Raw genomic sequence first — 21,089 nt, 5'->3', positions numbered from 1 at the left:
CAGCCTTTTTATTACCATTTTTAATTAATTTTTATAATGTATTAAAATTAATGTTTTTAGCTGTTTTTAGCTGCTCTATTTATAAGAGAAAGTCCGTCTATTTCTAAACTCTTTATAGCATTAGGTATATCAGAAATAACTGCTCCATTTTTATCTGTCTTTAATGCTATTGCTAAACTTTCTTCAAATTCTGCAACTCCCACATCTGAAAGCACCATTCTTAAAGAGTTTGCAACACAAGTACAATCTTTTGTTTGACCTGAGATTAAATCAGTTGTTTCTTCTATTTTTACTTTCGAACCTACATTTTCAAAAAACGATTTGTTTATATCTCCTTTTTTAGCGGTTCTAGCTTTACGTTTAGCTAATTTAGCTGATTTTTTTAATCCTTTTTCAGCAACCTCTTCTAACTGCTTAAACACATCTGAATAGGTTTTCCTAATCGCATCATCACTTTGTACTAAGGCTTCTCTAGCATACTTTTTTAATCCGCCTTTTATTGCTACTGTTAACTCTCCTGTTAACGTAAGCATTTCTAGGAAAAATAAATATTTTTGTAGTGCTTTAGAAAATTCAGAATCTGTACCACTTAGTTTTATTAAAGCATTTACTGTACCACTTGTAATCTCGACAATTCCAGCAGCAAGTTTTATTTTTGCAACTATGTTTGCAGACTTAGCAACCTTATTGGCGCCATAATTTGTAGATTTATCTTCATTTAATACAGAAGCAACTTCACTTTGCATTTCATTTCGCTCTGTTGTAGTAGTATCTGTTAAATTTTCTACTTCGCGTTCCGAAGTTTCCTCTGTAGTATTTTCTATACTCGTTAAACTTCTTGTCGAACGCTCTTTAAACTCACGAGCCATGACATTTTCTATATGAGACACTTCTCCTGGAACATAGCAACATACTTCTTGCTCAACACGCCTAAAATCGGCAATTCCTAAGCTAGTAATTCCATAAACTTCGGGCTTTTGGAAACTTTCAAATATAACATCATCTCCTTTAATAATATCACAACACCCACTAAATATAACTCCTTTTTTAGAAATATTATTTGTTTCATTGAAGTTTAAGGTTACACCATTATTTAAAGTAAGCGTACCATAAAAACGATAAGGCGTATTACTGTCAATAGAATGATTCATCCGGAAAAATAATCGCGCACTTACATTATCTAATCCAGCACTAACTTGAACTATTGTTCCTGTAGATTCAGTTCCAGTTCTTTCGTTTCTTAATGTATATGAGGCTTCAGAAATTTGAACACTCGAATATCCTGTTCCTAAAAACATAGTTAAACCATTAATTTCTATTAAATTCTTTCTAGACACAAAGAAACAGTATGGATCTAATTTTAATCTTTTACTAGCAACAGAAGTCTTAACTCCTCCAACAAGTATTGTTCTAGGTATAGTATGTTGTTCATTATTTATAACAATCTGATTTTGTTTTTTAACCTGTGCATCAATTTGTTCATAAACTTCAGAAAATTCTTCATAGATCTCAAAATTTTGATTTTCAAACACGCACATAGCATCGGCAGATAGTTCGCTTAATAACTCCTTTTCATTTACCGTTTTACGCTTTTCAAAATTAAATTTCGGAAAAGGTACATTTGGAAATGGTTCATTTGGAATTGGTTTTATATCATCAATAATTTTATCTATAGAAACATTATATTCATATATAGCTTGATCATACGCTATCTCTAATGCCTTATTAGATTTAGCTTCTATATTTTTTAATTCGCTATCCAAAATTTTATATGCCATTATATTTTCTTGAGCAGCTTCAACATCTATTGCTTTTAACATCGCTCTTTCCTGAACCTCTGTTACACGTCTTGGTTTTTCCAAACTTAATTTCTCCTTATCTAAAAATAAAGACTTATTGATTACAACACTGGCGTAAGCACGACGTCTAAACAATTCTAATTGCTCCTCTGTAAACACAACATTTATATCATTTATAAGAGATACTTTAAAACGATTAAAAGCTTCTAAAAACTGGTCCGTTATTAATAATTGAATTAGAGCTTCACGCACTTGAACAGATGTTCTTGTTACTGTTTGATATATTAAGTTTTCCCATATACTTAATTTAAGATTCCCTAATGGTATTACTTCGTTTAGATTATTTTTTATAGATTGATATGATAAATCATTTTTATTACGCATTAACCAAGACGAAAACTGATACAAACCCTTGTTTTTATTACGCACCTCTGCTCTAGTTTTTAAAGCTGAAAATGTTTTTGTTGTCTCTATTAATCTTATCCTCTTTTCGGATGCTTGAGCACTTTTTATAACTTCAAAAAAAGAACTTTGACTTTCGTCTGGATGCTATACAAAACCTGGATGGTCTGTTTTATCGTCAATTAATTGAGGATTACGTACAATAACGAACTTAAATAGGTTTTACTTAATTTCATTACTCATTAATTATAACCTATTTAAATTTTGCTTTACAATAGGTTTAACTGAATACAAAACCTTAATAATGAAAGGTATAATCCTCCATCATATTCAATAAAATGTTTAAATAGTTAGGCATCGATTTGATTTTTTAAGATATCCTAAGCATGCAAATCAAGAAATCGTGACCCTATTTTATACAAATGTTTGATTTATAGATAATATTGTATATTTGTTGTGTGATTACACTCTATATATAAAACATATAACATAAAATACTGTAAAATGTTTTACCCAAAATAATTTATGGAAACCATAGATAAGAAAATAAAAGCTATTATTACACACTTTAAATTAAATAATTTTTCTTTTTCAAAACATATAGGCGTTACAGGAACTACTATAGATAGTATTGTTAATGGACGTCCGCAAGCAGATGGATCTCGAAAGAAAACAAAACCAGGTTACGATGTTTTATCGGCAATTATTGATGAATTTAAAATCAATCCCGATTATTTATTTGGTAAAAGTGATTTAATGCTTAAGGCGGAAACAGTACAAAATCAAACATATTCTGGAGTCCCTCAAGTTGTAGCAGTAAACCAAGATAATGAAGAAAACGTGGTTTATGTTCCTGTAAAAGCACGAACAGACTATTTAAAGGGTTATGGCGATACCGAATATATCAAAACATTAGCTTCTTTTAATATGCCACAACTCAATAACGGAACTTTTAGGTGTTTTGAAGTACAAGGTAATTCTATGGTACGTACTTTTTTTGATGGAGATTTAGTCTTTGGAAACTATGTTGAGGATTTAAATCAAGTAAAGGATGGTCGCGTTTATATCATTGTTAGTAAAAACGACGGTATTGTTTTAAAACGTGTTATTAACAGAATAGATAAACGCGGTAAGCTCATATTAAAAAGTGATAATAAAGATGGAAACTACCCCACATACACCATTGATATTGAAAATATAATAGAAGTTTGGGATGTTACGATGTTCGCTTCTAAGCAAATGCCTGAACCCATAGATGTTTATGATAGGTTGCACGAATTAGAAAGTCAAGTATTAGAACTTAAAGAAGCTATGGGAAATAAAACATTAAAAAATTAGAAGCTATTTTTGTTTCCTATGAAACGTACTTACAATAAAACTGAAAAATTAAAAAGCGAAAAAAACATTGCTAAACTCTTTACAGAAGGCCAAAGCATTTCGGTATACCCTTTACGGTTAGTCTATCTAAAAAATGAAAAGACAATGAAGGTAGGCGTCTCTGTAAGCAAGCGAAATTTTAAAAAAGCTGTAGAACGCATTAAAATTAAGCGCTTATTACGTGAAGCCTATAGACTTAATAAAAATATGTTAATAAACAACAACATTGAAGGCTATTCGCTTATGATTTTATACATTAACAAAGAAATACCAAATTTTGAGCTTATAAACTCTAAAATGAAAGCTTTATTTAGTAAATTTAATAGCAGCTTGCATTAATCATACACAAAAGAACCCATAAAATACCCCATAAATGCGTATTAATTTACCAATACAATTTGATGGTAATTTTATCTGACTAACTAAAACAATAAACTAAAGAACAGATGAAAACACTTCTAAAACGAAAAGTACTTATTCCAGTTCTAGCGTTCTCCATACTTCTTACAGGAACCGCATTTAAAACCTATAACAATGATTTCTTTGAAATCGCAAAGCAAATAGAAATATTTACTACGCTTTTTAAGGAACTTAATATGAATTATGTCGATGAAACCAATCCTGGGGATCTTATGGATAATGCCATTAAAAATATGCTAAATGAGCTAGATCCTTACACCCGATTTTATAACGAACAGGATGTTGAAGCAGAGCGTATAAAACGTACTGGCGATTATACAGGTGTTGGAGCAAGAATAAAAACATTAAAAGACAAACTTGTTGTTATAGAACCTTACAAGGATTATCCAGCAGATAAAGCGGGTTTAAAAGCAGGAGATGAGATTATAAAAGTAGGAGAGGTCTTAATATCAAATTACAAGGACGATGCCTCTAATCTCTTAAAAGGGGCCCCAAATTCCTCTTTGAAACTATCGTATATAAGACAAGGTAAAGAATATACCACTACTGTAAAACGTTCAGAAATTGAGATTGATGCCGTTCCTCATTTCTCTATGATTAATGACAAAACTGGATATATTGTTCTTAAAAAATTCAATACAAAAGCCGCTTCTCAAACAGGCTATGCTTTAAATGATCTCAAAGCACAAGGTGCAGAACGTATAATATTAGATTTAAGAGGAAACCCAGGAGGTTTGCTTCGTGAAGCTGTAAATGTGGTTAATTTATTTGTACCTAAAGGACAATTAGTTGTAACGACAAAATCTAAAGTTAAAAAATACAACAGGACTTATTATACAAAAAAAGATCCTATAGATACCAAAATACCTGTGGTCGTTTTAATAAATGGAGGAAGTGCTTCTGCTAGTGAAATAGTATCTGGTACTTTACAAGATTTAGACCGTGCAGTGATAGTTGGCTCAAGAAGTTTTGGAAAAGGCTTAGTACAACGCCCAAAAAAACTAACATATGGCACACAATTAAAAGTAACTATATCGCGATATTATACACCCTCTGGACGTTGTATTCAAGCTTTAGATTATTGGAACAAAGATGAAAAAGGTAATGCTGTTCGTGTAAAACAAAAAGATTATCATGTTTTTAAAACAAAAAACGGAAGAAAAGTTTTTGATGGAGGAGGCGTACTCCCAGACGAGACCTTAGCATATTCTAAGAATTCGGCTATAACAAAAGCTATTTTAAATAATCAAAGTATATTCGATTTTGCTACCCAATATTATTACAGTCATAACATTACCGATATTAATACTTTTAAATTTACAGATGCCGATTTCTCAGAGTTTAAAAACTACTTAAAAACGACCCATTTTTCTTTTGAAACACAAACAGAAAAAGCGCTATCCAAAGCTATCGAAATCGCTAAAACTGAGAATTTAGATGACGATATCGCAAAGGGTTACAAATCTTTAATTTCTAATCTTAACAAATCTAAATTAAAAGCTATAGATGATAACAAAACGCAATTAGTAGGATTATTAACTGATGAAATTGTTAAAAGATATGTGTATAGAGAAGGATTATATAACTACTACAAATTGCATAATGCAGAAATAAAAAAAGCAACAGAAATATTAATTAACCCCTCTAAATACAATAAATATTTGAACTAAAATAGCTTAAATTCTCGGCTTTCAAAATTTGATATATTCAATATTGCGACTATGAAAAGACTATTTATTTTACTTATATCACTATTCAATTTTGCCTTTTCGCAAAATGAAATTACTCATGATGTTTATTTTGATACCGATAGATATGATGTCCCTTTAACAGAGGAAAATAGATTACTTCTTTTTATTTCCTCATTAGATAATACAGCTATAGAAAAAATATCTATTTATGGGTTTTGTGACGATCGTGGTACCGATAAATACAATCAAGAACTTTCACAAAATAGAGCAGATAAAATTAAAGAACTTTTCTCTGGTTATGGTATTGACTCTAATCTAATTACAAATGTTAATGGTAAAGGAGAAATTCTTTTAAAAATATTAAACGAGACTGAAATTCATAAAATTAGAGGATTAAACAGAAAGGTTGAAATTATAGTTTCTAAAAAGCAACCAAAACAAGCCCTTGCTACAAAGGATACTATAGTTTCTAAAAATGGTCCAAAAACGACAGACGATATTAAAAAAGGGACTATTAAAAAAGGCGATAAAATACGTTTAGATAAAATTTATTTTAAAACAAGTTATAGTTATGTTACCGCAGAATCTAAAAAAACTTTAGAAAAAATAGCAAAACTACTTGTTGAATATGATAATCTATATTTTACAATACAAGGGCATGTTTGCTGTACACAAATGAGTAGAGATGCCGTAGATAAAAAAACCAGAAAACGTAACTTATCTGTAGCTCGTGCCAAATATATATACGAATACTTAGCCAAGAAAGGTGTAAATAAAAAACGTATGAAGTATGTCGGTTTACGCCGTAAATTCCCACTAGGTGGAGAAGCCAAAGATGATCGTCGCGTCGAAATTTTAATAACTTATGTAGGCAAAAGAAAATAGTTTTTACAAAAATTCTATTTTTAGCGTTTCTTAAACGTATTAAACTCCCTTAATGAGCTATTATTTTTAATAATGACTAGAATACTCCTTTTTTAATACTAAAAAAAGAGTATTTCATCATAAAAAAACAACCTTTAAACGTCTTTTTTGCCATTAAACCCAATATTAATGATTATTATCTAAAAATATTTATCATTCTAATATCTAGAACTATCTTTGCGGCGCTCTAAGTTATTTAGATAAAAAGAGCCTTATTTTTATTAACTTTTTTTTATATAAATTAAATATATAAATCATTTAAAATAAACTTAATTTAGTATAGTAAATTAAGTGCTTTCAATAGAAAGGTTACACTAATAAGGACGTCTAAAAAAGTAATAAGATCGTCATTTTATAAAAATGATATAAAATATATTTCTAAGTAGTGTTATTTTAGTAGGTAATAACTTTGAAATTAAAAACCTCACTAATTATAGTGAGGTTTTTTTTATTAAAAAGATTATTTTTTAATCATTCCTATATGTGGTATACCATCTTCAAGATATTCTTCTCCAACTTCATTAAAACCTAAATTATTATAAAAATGTTTTAAATAAGTCTGCGCAGAAATCTTAATCGTTGTGGTATTATAATGAGCTTTTACAGCAGCTATTGAAGCATTCATAATAGCATAACCATATTTAAATTTTCTTTCTGAAGCTTTAACTACAACTCTACCAATGCTTGCATATTCAAAATAATCGCCTGGCTTAAATAATCGTGTATATGCTACTACTTCTTCATTTTTAACTCCTATAATATGTAATGCCATTTTATCCTTTCCATCTAAATCTTGATATACACAATCCTGTTCTAAAACAAAAACCGCACTACGTAATTGTAATAAATTATATAATTCTTGAGTCCTTAGTTCTTGAAAGGTTTTAACTTTAATTTCCATAATAACTAATAAATAAATCAATTAACATTGTACTGGTATTTTATCTATTCTATTTTGGTGTCTACCGCCTTCAAATTCTGTTTTTAAAAATGTTTCTACCATTTGTATTGCTTGTGGAATGGCAGTAAAACGTGCAGGAATACACAAAACGTTAGCGTTATTATGTTGCCTTATTAAAGTTACCACTTCTTTAGTCCAACATAAACCTGCACGAATATCTTGGTATTTATTAGCAGTCATAGCAACACCATTAGCACTACCACAAATTAAAATACCAAAATCGGCTTTAGTTTCCTTTACATCTTTTGCAACAGGATGTACATAATCTGGGTAATCAACACTATTTTTTTCATCTGTACCGTAATTATTAACAGTAATGCCTTTAGATTCAAGATAGTTTAATATGGCAAATTTATAATCCGTGCCTGCGTGGTCATTTCCTATAGAAATAGTCATAATTTAGTCGTTATGTTATTTAAAATTCAAAGTTAACAATTGAGAATAACTTACACTCAATAAATTACCTTTTATTAGCAATATGACTTATGTTTGAATTCGTTAATAATCTCATAAGTAGTAACAGCTATTTTGGTCGATTTATCACTTATAATAAAAAAATAAGAGCAAAAGTCTTTTTAATATAAAAATACAGGAATACGACGTTAGTAATAGTTAATACTGCATGTTATAAGTAATTTACCTACGTTATTAACAAAAGAGAGGAATTGTTCATTAGTCTAGCTTAAAATAGGGATTACTTGTTAATATCTTATTACAGCTTTTGAAAACTTTTATTAGGTTTATTCAATTAATTTTTCAAACAAAAATTGAAATGAGATGACCAAAAAAGTTAGGCCTTTTTTTTAGACAATTTTTCAAGCTAAAAAATACAGATACCAACACTTAAATTTATATTACTTATTAAAAATAATTAGTGAATAGGAGTTATAAACACTTGTTAACAACCTTTACAGTTTCTTTAATAATCAATAATTTACAGATATAATAACCTGTTAATAAAGTAGAGTTCAAAACATATCAAACCAAAATGTATAAAAGTTATACCGCTATTAACAAGCAATAATAAGCATCATTATTTTTTTTAAATTTTTAAAAGAAAAAGATATTAATATATATATATGTGGATAACTGTTTTTATTAATTTAATTTTAAAGAAATATTGATTTAATATTAAAAGTGTAGCTTTGCAGTAATCTTAATAGATTGATTTAAAAAGAATTCATCCTATTTTAAATCTACTTCCTATGAATTATAGTTTATCCCAAACGTAAAAAAATCAATACTTTTAAGAGAATTAATTAAATAAGAGTTCTACTAAAGTGTAGAAACAAGATGAAATAAATGACAAGAAAGAAAAAAAGGAAACCATCGCATAATAAGATTTCCAACTTAACAAATACGATTCTAAGTATTTTAAAAAAAGATAGAAACCAATCCTATAATTATAAACAAATAGCTGCTAAACTTGGTGTAAACGATGCTAGTAGTAGAAATCAAATTATTAAAAAATTAGCGTTACTCAAGGCGAAACAAGAGATTGAAGAAGTCGAACGTGGTAAATTTAAAGTACTTAGTACTACAGAATATCATACTGGTATTTTCGATGCGACTCAAAAAGGATCTGGATACGTTATTTGTGATGCTTTTGAAGACGATGTGTACATCGCATCTAATAATGTTAATAAAGCATTAAATGGCGATACGGTAGAATTATATGTTTATAAAAGAAGAAAAAGAGGCAAACTAGAAGGTGAGATTACTAACATTATTAAACGTGCTAAAAGTGAATATGTTGGCATCATTCAAATTCAAAAAAATAACAATTATGCATTTGTAGTAGTAGATGGAAACAAAATGTATAAAGATATTTTTGTTCCAATAAATAAAATAAACAAAGCTGAAGATGGTGATAAAGTATTGGTAACTTTAGAAGATTGGCCAGAACGTTCAGATTCCCCCAATGGAAAAGTATTAAAAGTATTAGGTAAACCAGGTGAGCATAATACAGAAATACATGCTATTCTAGCAGATTATGGATTGCCTTATGAGTTTCCTCATGAAGTAGAAGCTTATGCTAATAATATCGATACCACAATTAATGCCGAAGAAATAGCTAGAAGGAGAGATATGCGTAAAGATTTAACTTTTACGATAGATCCTAAGGACGCTAAAGATTTTGATGATGCATTATCCTTTAAAGTTTTAGATAATGGCTTATACGAAGTCGGAATACATATAGCCGATGTCTCTCATTATTTAAAAGAAGGTACTTTATTAGATGACGAAGCTTATGAGCGTGCCACTTCTGTTTATTTAGTAGATAGAGTAGTACCTATGTTACCTGAAATATTATCTAATAAAGCTTGTTCATTACGTCCAAATGAAGAGAAATTTACATTTTCAGCAGTTTTTCATTTAAATGATAAAGCAGAAATAAAAAAAGAATGGTATGGTAGAACAGTAACTTATTCAGATGCTCGTTTTGCTTATGAAGAAGCCCAAGCTATTATTGAAAATAATGTAAGTATAAATGCTGCAGATATTATTAATAATGCTGAAAAAATAAATAAGAACATTCCTCGAGAAGTCTCTTTAACAGGAAAAGAATACCAAACAACAAGTGCTATTGCGCAAGCTATTTTAAAATTAGATGCGTTGGCCAAAAAAATGAGAGCTAAACGTATGAGTTCTGGTGCGCTTTCTTTTGATAAAGTAGAAGTAAAGTTTAATCTCGACGCAGAGGCCAATCCAATAGGGGTGTTCTTTAAAACGAGTAAAGCAGCAAATAAATTAATAGAAGAGTTTATGTTATTGGCTAATAGGAAAGTATCTGAATTTATTAGCAAACAAAAACCTGCAAAAACGTTTATTTATAGAGTACATGATGAACCAGACGAAAGTAAATTAGCCGCTTTACAAGGAGTGGTATCTCAGTTTGGTCATAAACTTAATTTTAAAGACAGGAAGAGTATCGCTTCCTCTTTAAATCAATTGTTAAGTGATGTTAATGGAAAAAAAGAGCAAAATTTAGTCGATACTCTTGCCATACGAACTATGAGTAAAGCAGAATACACTACAGATAATATTGGACATTACGGATTAGCTTTCGAACATTACAGTCATTTTACATCACCCATACGACGTTATCCAGATGTTATGGCTCATCGCTTATTACAACGTTATTTAGACGGCGAAAAAACAGCAAATGCAGAAGTTTACGAAGAAAAATGTAAACACGCGAGTAATATGGAATACTTAGCAACAAAAGCAGAGCGCGATTCCATTAAATACATGCAAATACGTTTTATGCAAGACCATCAAGACGAAGAATTTTTAGGAGTAATCTCAGGAGTAACCGATTGGGGTATTTATGTAGAAATTATTTCTAATAAATGTGAAGGCATGGTAAGAACGAGAGATATAAAAGGCGATTATTATGAATTTGATCAAGAACAATTTGCATTAATAGGACGCGATACTAAACAAATGTACCAATTAGGTGATGAGGTTGTAGTTAAGGTAAAACAAGCCGATTTAGTTAAACGTCATTTAGACTTTGAATTGGTAAATAAAGGAGACGCTTAAGTTTTATAGTACTATAAAACTTAAGCTGTATTATATAATAAAAGAATGTGAAATTTATTTTGCATTCTTTTTTAATTTCAGAAATTATAATTTTTAAATTTACCTGGAAAACTTATGGGTATTTATAAAGAATTAAAAAATAATGTAGAAAATTTAAATACCAAATGCAATGGTTGGAACAACTATTGATATTGAAACATTAGAAAATTTGAATAGCTTAATGCTGTCTATTAACATAAGAGACGTTAATATTCTTAAAAGAAAAAATATATAAACTGTAACAAACTATAAAAGTATTGCTCTATAATTAAAATAATAAAAACAAACAGATGAAAAATATAGTATTAGCATTGTTATTTATAAGTGTAGCAAGTTTTGCCCAAAAATCAAAAGAACAAAAGGTTGGCGATTTTACAACAGTAAAAGTATTTGATTTAATTCACATTAGTTTAATTAAAGCAGATGAAAACAAAGTTGTTATTTCTGGTGACGATGTCGATGATGTAGAAATAATAAACAAAAATGGTATTTTAAAAGTTAGAATGAAATTTGATAAAATATTTAATGGTTCCGATACTTTCGTGGCTGTGCATTATACAACTTTAAACATTATCGATGGCAATGAAGGTGCTAAAATTGTTGGTAATGAATTAATTGAACAAAAAGAAATTACACTAAAAGCTCAAGAAGGAGCGATACTTAGAATTGGCCTAAATGTAGACGAAGTGTCTATAAAAGCTATCTCTGGAGGTATAATAGAAACCAAAGGAAAAGCAAATACTCAATCCATAAGTATTAATACTGGAGGGATTTACCAAGGAAAAAGTTTTGAAACTAAAAATACAACCGTAAAAATAAGTACAGGAGGCGAAGCAGATGTTAATTCATCAGAGACTGTGGATGCCAAAATTACGGCAGGCGGTGACATATATGTTTATGGTAATCCTGAGACACTTAATAAAAGTACTACCTTTGGAGGCAGAATAAAAAGAGTAGAAAAATAAATAAGACTATAATTATAATTCTAAGAGCTTTGAAAATTTTCAAAGCTCTTTTTTTATAAAATAAATTAAGGAAGTAAATCCCTGTTTTATTCAAGTCTCGTGTTTTAACTTTAAAATTAGGTCCTCATTTTTAAATTATTTCTTTACTTTGTATTAAATCCATTATTACAGTATGTTTGATGATATTCTAACAGCCATTCCTTTTGGGATCATACTAGCATTTACTATTGGTCCTGTTTTTTTCGTATTACTAGAAACTAGTGCAACAAAAGGCTTTAGATCTGCTTTAATATTTGATATAGGCGTTATTCTAGCAGATATTATTTTTATTATTTTGGCCTATTACAGTACAAATAATATATTAGAAAAAGTAAAAGACGATCCTCATTTTTTAATATTTGGTGGTGTTTTATTAATCGTTTATGGTATTATTTCCTTTATAAAAACCTCAAATTCCTTTAGGACTATTGTAAAAGAATATCATAAAGTAAAAATTCAAAAAAACTATTGGAAATTGTTCATAAAAGGGTTTTTACTTAATTTTATTAATATAGGTGTTCTTATTGGTTGGTTAGGGTTTATGGTTATAGGCAACTCCATTACAACGTCTAAAAATGGTGTTATTATCTTTATATCTACAATGTTAGTTAGTTATTTTCTAACCGATATAATAAAAATTATTGCAGCCAAACGTTTAAGAAGCAAACTAACACCACGACGTATTTTTAAAACAAAAAAAATAGTCGCTTTATTTATTCTTTTGTTTGGAATACTCTTACTTACCCAAGGTCTTTTTCCTAAGGCTTATGAAAAAAATAAAGAGAAATTAAAGAAAATAAATCCAATGAAAAATAAAAATATAAGCGCAGCTGTTTTTCACTATCATTAGGTTTTAAGTATTCATACCATACTTACTTTATTCACCATTCAAGTATTTAATATCCTAGCTCTAGGAAATACAATTAGTATTGTTAAATCAGATTAAATTATAGTAGGTTTTAATTGAAGCTTATTATGGAATAGGAGGTAAGTAAAATAAAGACTTTAGAAGAAGAGTTTCATTTTTTACCTATTTATTAGATAAGATATCATTTACGTATGGATCAAAAAAAACCTCCAAGTAAACTTGAAGGTTGTTGAGGCGTCGAGCGGATTCGAACCGCTGTACAAGGTTTTGCAGACCTCTGCCTAGCCACTCGGCCACGACGCCATTATTTTGATACGGCAAATGTAAAAAAAAATAAACTTATACGCTATTACAGATTGTTTTTTCTTTTCTGATTCATTTCTACAGTTACCATTTCAACATCACCTCCAATAGGAGGATTTATCTTACTTACGGCTACTGTAGCCATTGTAACTAATTTATCTTCAGTAAATATACGCTCTAAAATACGCTGCACTACATGTTCTAAAAGGGCACTTGGTATTGCCATTTCTTCAACAACAATTTTATTTAAAAGAACATAATCTACGGTGTCATTTAAGTGATCTGAAGCCGCACTTTTTTGTAAATCTGCCTTTACTTTAAGATCTACACGATAATCACTACCTATTTTTGTTTCTTCTTTAAGACAACCATGGTATGCATATACACGAATATTTTCAACTTTTATAATTCCCATTTACTTGTTTAAGTATTTAATTAAAAATCGGTCTAAGGTAAGGGTATCTTTATTAAAAGTCATTGTTAAAAAGATTAAAAATACAGTTCTTATAAACACATGTTGCATATCCCATATAGGCGATTGTAATCCATGACCAAATGAGACTATTAATAAAACTAAGCCAATTAGGTAATAAGCTTGTTTTCTATATAAGCCCAATAGCAATAAACTACCAGCAATAAATTCTGCATAAGAGGTAAAATAGGCAGTGAATTTTAAAATAAAGATGGGTAAAAAGGTACTTTCAAAAGATTTGAATCCACCATTGTATATGTTTTCTACACCCATATTGAATATTTTTCCATAACCTTGCCAAAAAAAGATAAGACCTGTTAATAATCTCGTAAATAGTATAATGTGTTTTTTATTCATAATGTGTTATTTTAGAATTAATGCTATAACTAGGTCGTAATATATACTGTTCTCCAACATATTATTAGTTATATCTTTTTAAGAATAACTTAAAAAGTCGGTAATTTGCTAAAACGATAGCTTATGCCCCTTGAGTTTACTCTAATAGCCATTATTGATATTTTATCCTTTGCAACAGCATTAATGCTAGGGTTTTTATTTCTAACTGTAAGATCAGAAAATAAAAAAGCCAATCTTTTTTTAGGTTTATTTTTATGGAGTTTAGCAGCCGAAATAGTACAAGTATTTACTCAAAATTTTTTTATCGAATCTTTTAATAGCCCTATAACAGTACTCTTTACCATCGTATTCCTTTTTTTGTATGTTAATCAAACTATTAATAATACTTTTAAGAAATGGTATCTCCTATTGTTTATTCCTGGTGTTACAATAAATGTTACCAACTATTTAGACCCCACAATCGCTACATTTGAATTTTTCGATTACTTATTCAACATCTATCTGTTATTTCATATTTTAATTTTACTAAAACAAAATAGAAATAATGTAAATCATTTTTATTCAGATTTAGAACATAAAACGTTGTCTTGGATTAATGCGATCGTATTTATCTTTTTAGGATTTCATACACTATGGATTTTCGAAGATATTATTAGTCTTCATAATGAGGAGATCACAGAATATTTTTCAGCTTTATCAACAATTCTAACTTTTTTTATGGTGTATTGGATTGGTTATAATGGATTTTCTCAATCGGAAATATTTAAAAACAAATTATTTATAAGTCAAACAGAGAAAGTAGCTGTTAACGAGCAAATACTAGCTATTTGTAAAGCAGAACACAAAGAATTTATTAGGTTAAAAAATAGAATAGAAGCAGAAAAACTATTTACCAATAGAGATTTAAATTTACGAAAGCTTTCAGAGCTCTTAGATTTAAAAGAAAAAGAATTGTCTAAACTTATTAATGTCCATGCTAAAACCAATTTTTATCAATTTATTAATAGCTTTCGAGTTTCAGAGTTTAAAAGACTAGTGGCTTCACCTAAAGCAAAACAATTATCGCTTTTAGGACTCGCAGAAGAAGCTGGCTTTTCTTCAAAATCAACTTTTTATACCGCTTTTAAAGCAGTGGAAGGTATAACACCTAAGCAGTATGAACTATCCTTAGAAAAGATTTGAATAGTTTTTTTTTATTTACTATCGTAGTTTTATTAAATAAGCGATAAAAATTGAAAGTACTAATTATAATAAATCAATACAGTTTTTATTATAATAAACCACTTTACTAAATCAGAACTTCCCAGTTTATGTAAATAGTATCATTTTAGATACGTTTATTTAAGTGTCATTAAATCAATTGTTTAATAATATGTAAGAGTCCGAATAGAAGCAAATGGACAACTGTAAGCGCATAATTTATAGTGTTGGCCGTTACTTTGTTGTGATTAACTTTTAAATATTTAAATACGATGAAAAAAATGAATTCAATAGTATTGATTGGATTATCAATTTTAACGTTTAACTGTGCTTCTTGCTCCAAAGACGATAGTTCAACAACAGAAACTACAACAGCAGAAACTGTTAATCCAGGTAATGATCCAAATTTTACTATAGTAGAAAATACAGATCAAGGTTACAATGGATTTAATAGAAAAGTGATGGTATTTGGGGTTCCTATTTATGCAGTATCTGGAGTGGCCGATTCTAAACTATTACATGCTGCAAATGTAATGGCGCAATATTTAGATAATAATGAAGATGGCACTGTTGATAACCCTGCCGTTTTAAGTGCTATGCAAAATAATAATGCCTTCCTTTTTATGTGGAAAAATGAAAATGATTTCGATACAGTTAGTGTACCAAATGGAGCAGAAGGTCAAGATTTAGGTAATGATGAAACTATTCCTGTTTGGCATACTAATGAACATACAGGTACATTTGATGCTGCATTAGAAGAAGTTTGGCACATTATTACGCATGCAGGTTATGCAAGTGCTTATCCAGATACTTTTGGAGAAGGTATTGGAACGTCCTTAAGTAATGCTATGGATATCGCCAGAGGAGGTCAATTTACAACAATACCTAATCCTTACCCTAATGATGCTTGGTACACCTATGATGACGAAACTTGCGATTATAATTGTATGAATACAGAATATTTTTACTGGGCAATGACTTCTATTTTAGGAGCACAAGAAAACCGCTTAAATGAAATTGATCAAGAGTGGAATTTAAATACTAGCGCTTTAGTACAAAGTACAGATACAGCAGTATACAACTTATTAACAGATCCTCAATATAAGCTTCCTACAGTTTTACCAGACGGAACGTATAGACAATAAAATTTAAAAGTATTGTGGGCTGTTATAATTTGTCTTTAATAATAATTAACAGCCCTACAGTCACAAGAACAATAGTTTACTTATAGAGGATAGAAATGAATTTAAAAATAAGAATAATAGCATTAATGTTAGCTTTTTTAAATTGCTCAGAAGCGGAAGACTCTCATGATATACCCATAACTACAGAAAATAACACTAATACTATTTTACAAGAAATAGCAACAGATTTAGAAGGCTATAAAATAGCTTTTGGAGATACCGAAAAAGTATATATAATGAATCCAGATGGATCTGAAGTAGAAGAATTAGCAGATGGATCACCTATATCTGGGTATGTTTCATGGAGTCCAGATGCTAATTATATATATTTTGCCAGTGCTAAAGGTTTAGCTGAAAATGCTTGGGAAGCCTTTAGAGTTAATGTTACAACAAAAGAATTAACTAAAATCTCTAATTTTAATTTAGATGTACGCTCATTAGGTGTCTCTCCAGATGGACAAACATTAGCAATTTCTGTTATGACAGGTAATTCTAATATTGGTAATAATAACGATAATCTTACTCAGTTTTCTACAAATTTATATACAGTTCCTATGTCTGTTGTTGAATCTAAAATAGCAGCTGGAAATCAAATTATTATGAACGATTTAACTAGTATTCTAAGTGCTCCAAATGAAGATCAGTTTTGGTTTGAAGAACTAAATTGGAATCATGAGGCTTCTAATCCTATTTTGGCATATACCAAAACATGGCGGTACGATGAAGATGATGTTTCATATACGCATGCCTATACAATTAAACCAGATGGCACAGCTAATACTTTAATTTCAGAAAATAGTGATCAACCTATTTGGAGTATAGATAGTTCTAAACTATCATTTTTAGATTTAAGTTATTACACTTTTTTAAGTAATTCAATAGAACAGCTTACGGTTTTAGGTATAAATAATGAAATTTCAGGGGGCGCATTATCTCCTATTAATGGTAATTATATGGTTTTTGAAATAGGGGATGAAAACAGAAAAGCAGGAGTTGCAAAAACAACTCAAAATAGTAATGTTGGAACACAACTACCAACTATTGTCAATATTTATGAACCAAGGTGGTCTCCAGTTCCTGTAAATTAAAAATAAACTTTAAAAAATTATGAAGAATATAGTAAACATTGTAATAGTAAGCATTCTTATTAGCTTTATTTCATGTAGTAAAGATGATTCGGTAACTACAACAATGCCTTCAACATCTAAAACAGAACAGCAAAAAGTATTTCAAGAATTTTGGGATATATACGATAGACATTATCCTTTAATGCATAGAAAAAATATTAACTGGCAATCTGTATACGATACATATTATCCACAAATAACTGAAACAACTACAGATACAGAATTATTTAACCTTTTTAATATCATAATGACTACAATCATTAAAGATGGGCACACAGATGTCGTTTATAATAATAACCAAGAAGCTATTTATGAGTCAGGTTTTAATGAACTAATAGAAACAATGGTTACTAATAATGCACCTAGTAAAGTTAATATAGTAGCAAGTAGTGCTAACAACCCGTACATTTCTTATGGTACCTTATCTAGTAATGTAAATATTGGATATATTAATTCTAAAAATTTCGAACCAGTTAATGAAAGCGAAAATGAGTTTAATAATTTTAAAGCTATTGTAGACGAAGCTTTAATAGTATTACAAAATAAAACAGGAATAATTGTAGATGTAAGAACAAATGGTGGCGGACAAGGACCATTTGCGTACTACTTAGCAGGGCGTTTTTTTACCAATGCAACGCCAATAGAATTAATTAGGCAACGCATAAAAGAAACTACCGGAAGTACAACCAGTGCCTTAGGTGATTGGGCTACTACAGAATTCGAAGGGTATCCAGATACGAGAGTAGAAGGTGGTTATGTTGCTGGAGTATTTCCAGAAGATAACACCATTGTTCAATCTGGTATTTTTCAATACACTAACAAAGTAGCATTATTAACCTCTAATGGTTCGGCTAGTGCAGCAGAATATTTTACAGGAGCAATGAAAACACAAATGCATGTAAAATCTATAGGCGATAAAACATTTGGAATTTTTGCTGGGAGTGATATTTTCACTTTAACAAATGGAAACGGTAAATGGAAAACAAGAGTATCAACTCATGATGTTGAAATAAAATATAATGGCGCGTTTCAATCTTTTGAAGGCATAGGAATTCTTCCAGATGAACAAATTTTACCAACCACAGAGCAAGTTTCTACAGGTGAAGATGTACATATTAATGCTGCTGTAAATTATATATTAAATTAAAAATTGGTTTTTATAAAACGTCTTAATATATACAAAAAGCCTTCCTTTTTTATGGAGAGGCTTTTTGTATATATCTCGCTTTATTTCTATAAATTTGTACCTATTAATTGAATATAATGTCTGAAGAAACAAAATCGCTTAATTTTATAGAGCACATCATAGAAGAAGACTTAACAAATGGATTATCCAAAACCAATTTACGCTTTAGATTTCCACCAGAACCAAATGGCTATTTACATATAGGCCATACCAAAGCTATAGGTATTAGTTTTGGGTTAGGTGAACGTTACAATGCACCAGTAAATTTAAGATTTGATGATACTAATCCTGCAAAAGAAGAACAAGAATATGTCGACGCTATAAAAGAAGATATTAGTTGGTTGGGCTATACATGGGCAGAAGAATGTTATTCTTCAGATTATTTCACAACACTCTATAATTGGGCTATAGCGTTAATTAAAAAAGGCAAAGCTTATGTAGATTCACAATCTAGTGAAGCTATGGCAGAACAAAAAGGAAGCCCAACACAAGCAGGTGTAGATGGTCCTTTTAGAAATAGAAGTGTAGCAGAAAACCTGGATTTGTTCGAAAGAATGAAAAATGGAGAGTTTGATGAAGGTGCACATATCTTAAGAGCTAAAATAGACATGGAGCATCCTAATATGTTAATGCGTGACCCTTTAATTTATCGTATTTTAAAACGACACCACCATCGTACAGCAAACGATTGGTGTATATACCCAATGTACGATTGGACACATGGTGAAAGTGATTATATAGAACAAATTTCTCATTCTCTATGTTCATTAGAATTTAAGCCGCATAGAGAGCTTTATGATTGGTTTCTTGATCAAGTAGTAGAACCAAACAAATTAAGGCCAAAACAACGAGAATTTGCCCGTTTAAACTTAAGTTATACTATTATGAGTAAACGGAAGTTACTTAAATTGGTTGAAGATGGTATTGTTTCTGGATGGGATGACCCTAGAATGCCTACCATATCAGGGTTACGACGTCGAGGTTATACACCTGCATCTATTAGAAAGTTTGTTGAAACAGTAGGTGTTGCTAAGCGTGAAAATGTTATTGAAGTCTCGTTGCTGGAATTTTGTATTCGTGAAGATTTAAATAAAAAAGCAGCCAGAGTAATGGCAGTTCTTAACCCTATAAAACTGGTAATTACAAATTATCCAGACACTAAAGAAGAATGGCTAGAAGCCGAAAACAATCCAGAAGATAAACAAGCAGGTTCTAGACAAATACCGTTTTCTAAAGTAATATATATTGAACGGGAAGATTTTAAGGAAGATGCCGGAAATAAATTTTTTAGATTAACTTTAGGTAAAGAAGTTAGACTTAAAAATGCCTATATAATAAAAGGTGAAAGTGTCGTTAAGGATGCCAATGGTAATATTACCGAAATTCAGTGTACATACGATCCCGAGACATTAAGTGGCAGTGGAACAGAAGCCAGTTTACGAAAGGTAAAAGGTACCTTACACTGGGTTTCTAAACAACATGCTATTAAAGCCGAAGTTAGAGAATACGATCGCTTGTTTAATGACGAAGCTCCAGACAGTCATGCTAATAAAGCGTTTATAGATTTTATTAATCCTAATTCTTTAAAGATTGTAGAGGCTTTTGTAGAACCTAGCTTAGCAGAAGCTAAAATAGGAACGCAATTTCAATTTCAACGATTAGGGTATTTTAATGTTGATAAAGACGCTACAAGAACTCATTTGATATTTAATAAGACTGTTGGATTAAAAGATTCATGGGCCAAAGTAAAGCCTAAAGAAAATGAAACAAACAATAAGCAAAAAACCAAGCAACAGCAACGCAAAGCTATTGATGTCATTAAACAATTGGGAAAAAAATATACAAACCTACCAGAAGAAAAGCAACTAAAAGTAAGAACAGAAATATTAGAATTAGCGCAAAAGCTTAGTTATGAAGAGTTACAACCGTTGTTTACAACAGCGGTTAAAAAAGTAGGAACACGTATTGCTGTTGCATTATCGCTTGGTGTTTTATTAAATGATGGATTAGAAAAAAATAATGAAATTAATGCTTTTATTTCTAAAGCATTAGACGATAAAAACGAATTACTGGTTATGGAAGCTCAAAAGCTTAAATAACTAGTAATTATATATAAAAAAGCCTCTAATATTTAATAGTAGAGGCTTTTTTGTATTTAAAAGATCATATTTCTATCCACATCTATCTAAATAGATGTAATAATATTTTAAAGTTATATAAAATTACGTT

At 29.8% G+C, this 21,089-nt stretch carries 17 protein-coding genes and 1 tRNA gene; 12 read left to right on the top strand and 6 right to left on the bottom strand.

Features of this window, described 5'->3' with window-relative positions; genetic code table 11:
- Positions 1–56: 56 nt before the first annotated feature.
- On the bottom strand, positions 57–2,228 hold the full coding sequence (locus AC2D8I_RS05135; protein ID WP_484704922.1) for a hypothetical protein: 2,172 nt from the start codon (positions 2,226–2,228) through the stop codon (positions 57–59).
- A gap of 498 nt (positions 2,229–2,726) precedes the next feature.
- On the opposite strand from AC2D8I_RS05135, the gene AC2D8I_RS05130 reads away from it, so the two are divergent.
- The 4 genes from AC2D8I_RS05130 to AC2D8I_RS05115 all read left to right on the top strand — a co-directional run bounded on the left by AC2D8I_RS05130 (position 2,727) and on the right by AC2D8I_RS05115 (position 6,574).
- On the top strand, positions 2,727–3,539 hold the full coding sequence (locus AC2D8I_RS05130) for a S24 family peptidase (protein WP_484704921.1): 813 nt from the start codon (positions 2,727–2,729) through the stop codon (positions 3,537–3,539).
- Positions 3,540–3,557: 18 nt separating this feature from the next.
- Positions 3,558–3,917 carry a ribonuclease P protein component gene (gene rnpA / locus AC2D8I_RS05125; RefSeq protein ID WP_484704920.1) on the top strand — a complete coding sequence of 120 codons (360 nt, stop codon included), beginning with the start codon at positions 3,558–3,560 and terminating at the stop codon, positions 3,915–3,917.
- A gap of 107 nt (positions 3,918–4,024) precedes the next feature.
- A complete protein-coding gene (locus AC2D8I_RS05120) occupies positions 4,025–5,668 on the top strand; it encodes a S41 family peptidase (RefSeq protein ID WP_484704919.1) in 1,644 nt (547 codons plus the stop codon).
- Positions 5,669–5,719: 51 nt separating this feature from the next.
- Positions 5,720–6,574: an OmpA family protein gene (locus AC2D8I_RS05115; protein ID WP_484704918.1), complete on the top strand. Its 855-nt coding sequence runs from the start codon at positions 5,720–5,722 to the stop codon at positions 6,572–6,574.
- 499 nt (positions 6,575–7,073) lie between these two features.
- Here AC2D8I_RS05115 and AC2D8I_RS05110 read toward each other — a convergent pair whose 3' ends face one another.
- Together AC2D8I_RS05110 and rpiB are read right to left on the bottom strand one after the other, a co-directional pair.
- Positions 7,074–7,514 (bottom strand): GNAT family N-acetyltransferase, encoded by a 441-nt coding sequence (locus tag AC2D8I_RS05110; protein ID WP_484704917.1) that lies wholly within the window; start codon positions 7,512–7,514, stop codon positions 7,074–7,076.
- 21 nt (positions 7,515–7,535) lie between these two features.
- The gene (gene rpiB / locus AC2D8I_RS05105) at positions 7,536–7,970 is read right to left on the bottom strand and encodes a ribose 5-phosphate isomerase B (RefSeq protein WP_484704916.1); all 435 of its coding nucleotides are present in this window, start codon (positions 7,968–7,970) and stop codon (positions 7,536–7,538) included.
- A gap of 906 nt (positions 7,971–8,876) precedes the next feature.
- On the opposite strand from rpiB, the gene AC2D8I_RS05100 reads away from it, so the two are divergent.
- The 3 genes from AC2D8I_RS05100 to AC2D8I_RS05090 all read left to right on the top strand — a co-directional run bounded on the left by AC2D8I_RS05100 (position 8,877) and on the right by AC2D8I_RS05090 (position 13,013).
- A complete protein-coding gene (locus tag AC2D8I_RS05100; protein ID WP_484704915.1) occupies positions 8,877–11,120 on the top strand; it encodes a ribonuclease R family protein in 2,244 nt (747 codons plus the stop codon).
- Positions 11,121–11,449: 329 nt separating this feature from the next.
- Complete coding sequence (locus AC2D8I_RS05095; RefSeq protein ID WP_484704914.1) at positions 11,450–12,124, top strand: head GIN domain-containing protein; 675 nt, start codon at positions 11,450–11,452, stop codon at positions 12,122–12,124.
- Positions 12,125–12,296: 172 nt separating this feature from the next.
- Complete coding sequence (locus AC2D8I_RS05090; RefSeq protein ID WP_484704913.1) at positions 12,297–13,013, top strand: LysE family translocator; 717 nt, start codon at positions 12,297–12,299, stop codon at positions 13,011–13,013.
- 250 nt (positions 13,014–13,263) lie between these two features.
- Here the strand turns inward: AC2D8I_RS05090 and AC2D8I_RS05085 are convergent.
- From AC2D8I_RS05085 to AC2D8I_RS05075, 3 genes are all read right to left on the bottom strand, one after another.
- A tRNA-Cys gene (locus tag AC2D8I_RS05085) sits at positions 13,264–13,334 on the bottom strand.
- Positions 13,335–13,380: 46 nt separating this feature from the next.
- Positions 13,381–13,749, bottom strand: a complete 369-nt coding sequence (gene folB, locus AC2D8I_RS05080) for a dihydroneopterin aldolase (RefSeq protein ID WP_484704912.1) — start codon at positions 13,747–13,749, stop codon at positions 13,381–13,383.
- A complete protein-coding gene (locus AC2D8I_RS05075; protein WP_484704911.1) occupies positions 13,750–14,163 on the bottom strand; it encodes a DoxX family protein in 414 nt (137 codons plus the stop codon). It abuts the gene before it with no gap.
- A 123-nt stretch (positions 14,164–14,286) separates the two neighbouring features.
- Here AC2D8I_RS05075 and AC2D8I_RS05070 point away from each other — a divergent pair, with 123 nt between their 5' ends.
- The 5 genes from AC2D8I_RS05070 (at position 14,287) to AC2D8I_RS05050 (ending at position 20,959) form a co-directional block, all read left to right on the top strand.
- Positions 14,287–15,345 carry a helix-turn-helix domain-containing protein gene (locus AC2D8I_RS05070; protein ID WP_484704910.1) on the top strand — a complete coding sequence of 353 codons (1,059 nt, stop codon included), beginning with the start codon at positions 14,287–14,289 and terminating at the stop codon, positions 15,343–15,345.
- Between the two features lie 299 nt (positions 15,346–15,644).
- On the top strand, positions 15,645–16,508 hold the full coding sequence (locus AC2D8I_RS05065) for a hypothetical protein (RefSeq protein WP_484704909.1): 864 nt from the start codon (positions 15,645–15,647) through the stop codon (positions 16,506–16,508).
- A 95-nt stretch (positions 16,509–16,603) separates the two neighbouring features.
- Positions 16,604–17,635, top strand: coding sequence for a TolB family protein (locus AC2D8I_RS05060; RefSeq protein ID WP_484704908.1), 1,032 nt, complete (start codon positions 16,604–16,606; stop codon positions 17,633–17,635).
- A gap of 19 nt (positions 17,636–17,654) precedes the next feature.
- Positions 17,655–18,821, top strand: a complete 1,167-nt coding sequence (locus AC2D8I_RS05055; protein WP_484704907.1) for a S41 family peptidase — start codon at positions 17,655–17,657, stop codon at positions 18,819–18,821.
- Between the two features lie 116 nt (positions 18,822–18,937).
- Positions 18,938–20,959, top strand: a complete 2,022-nt coding sequence (locus tag AC2D8I_RS05050; RefSeq protein WP_484704906.1) for a glutamine--tRNA ligase/YqeY domain fusion protein — start codon at positions 18,938–18,940, stop codon at positions 20,957–20,959.
- Positions 20,960–21,089: the final 130 nt, after the last annotated feature.

It is taken from the genome of Lacinutrix sp. YIN62 (assembly GCF_057219185.1).
This window is presented reverse-complemented; position numbering and strand designations above follow the sequence as displayed.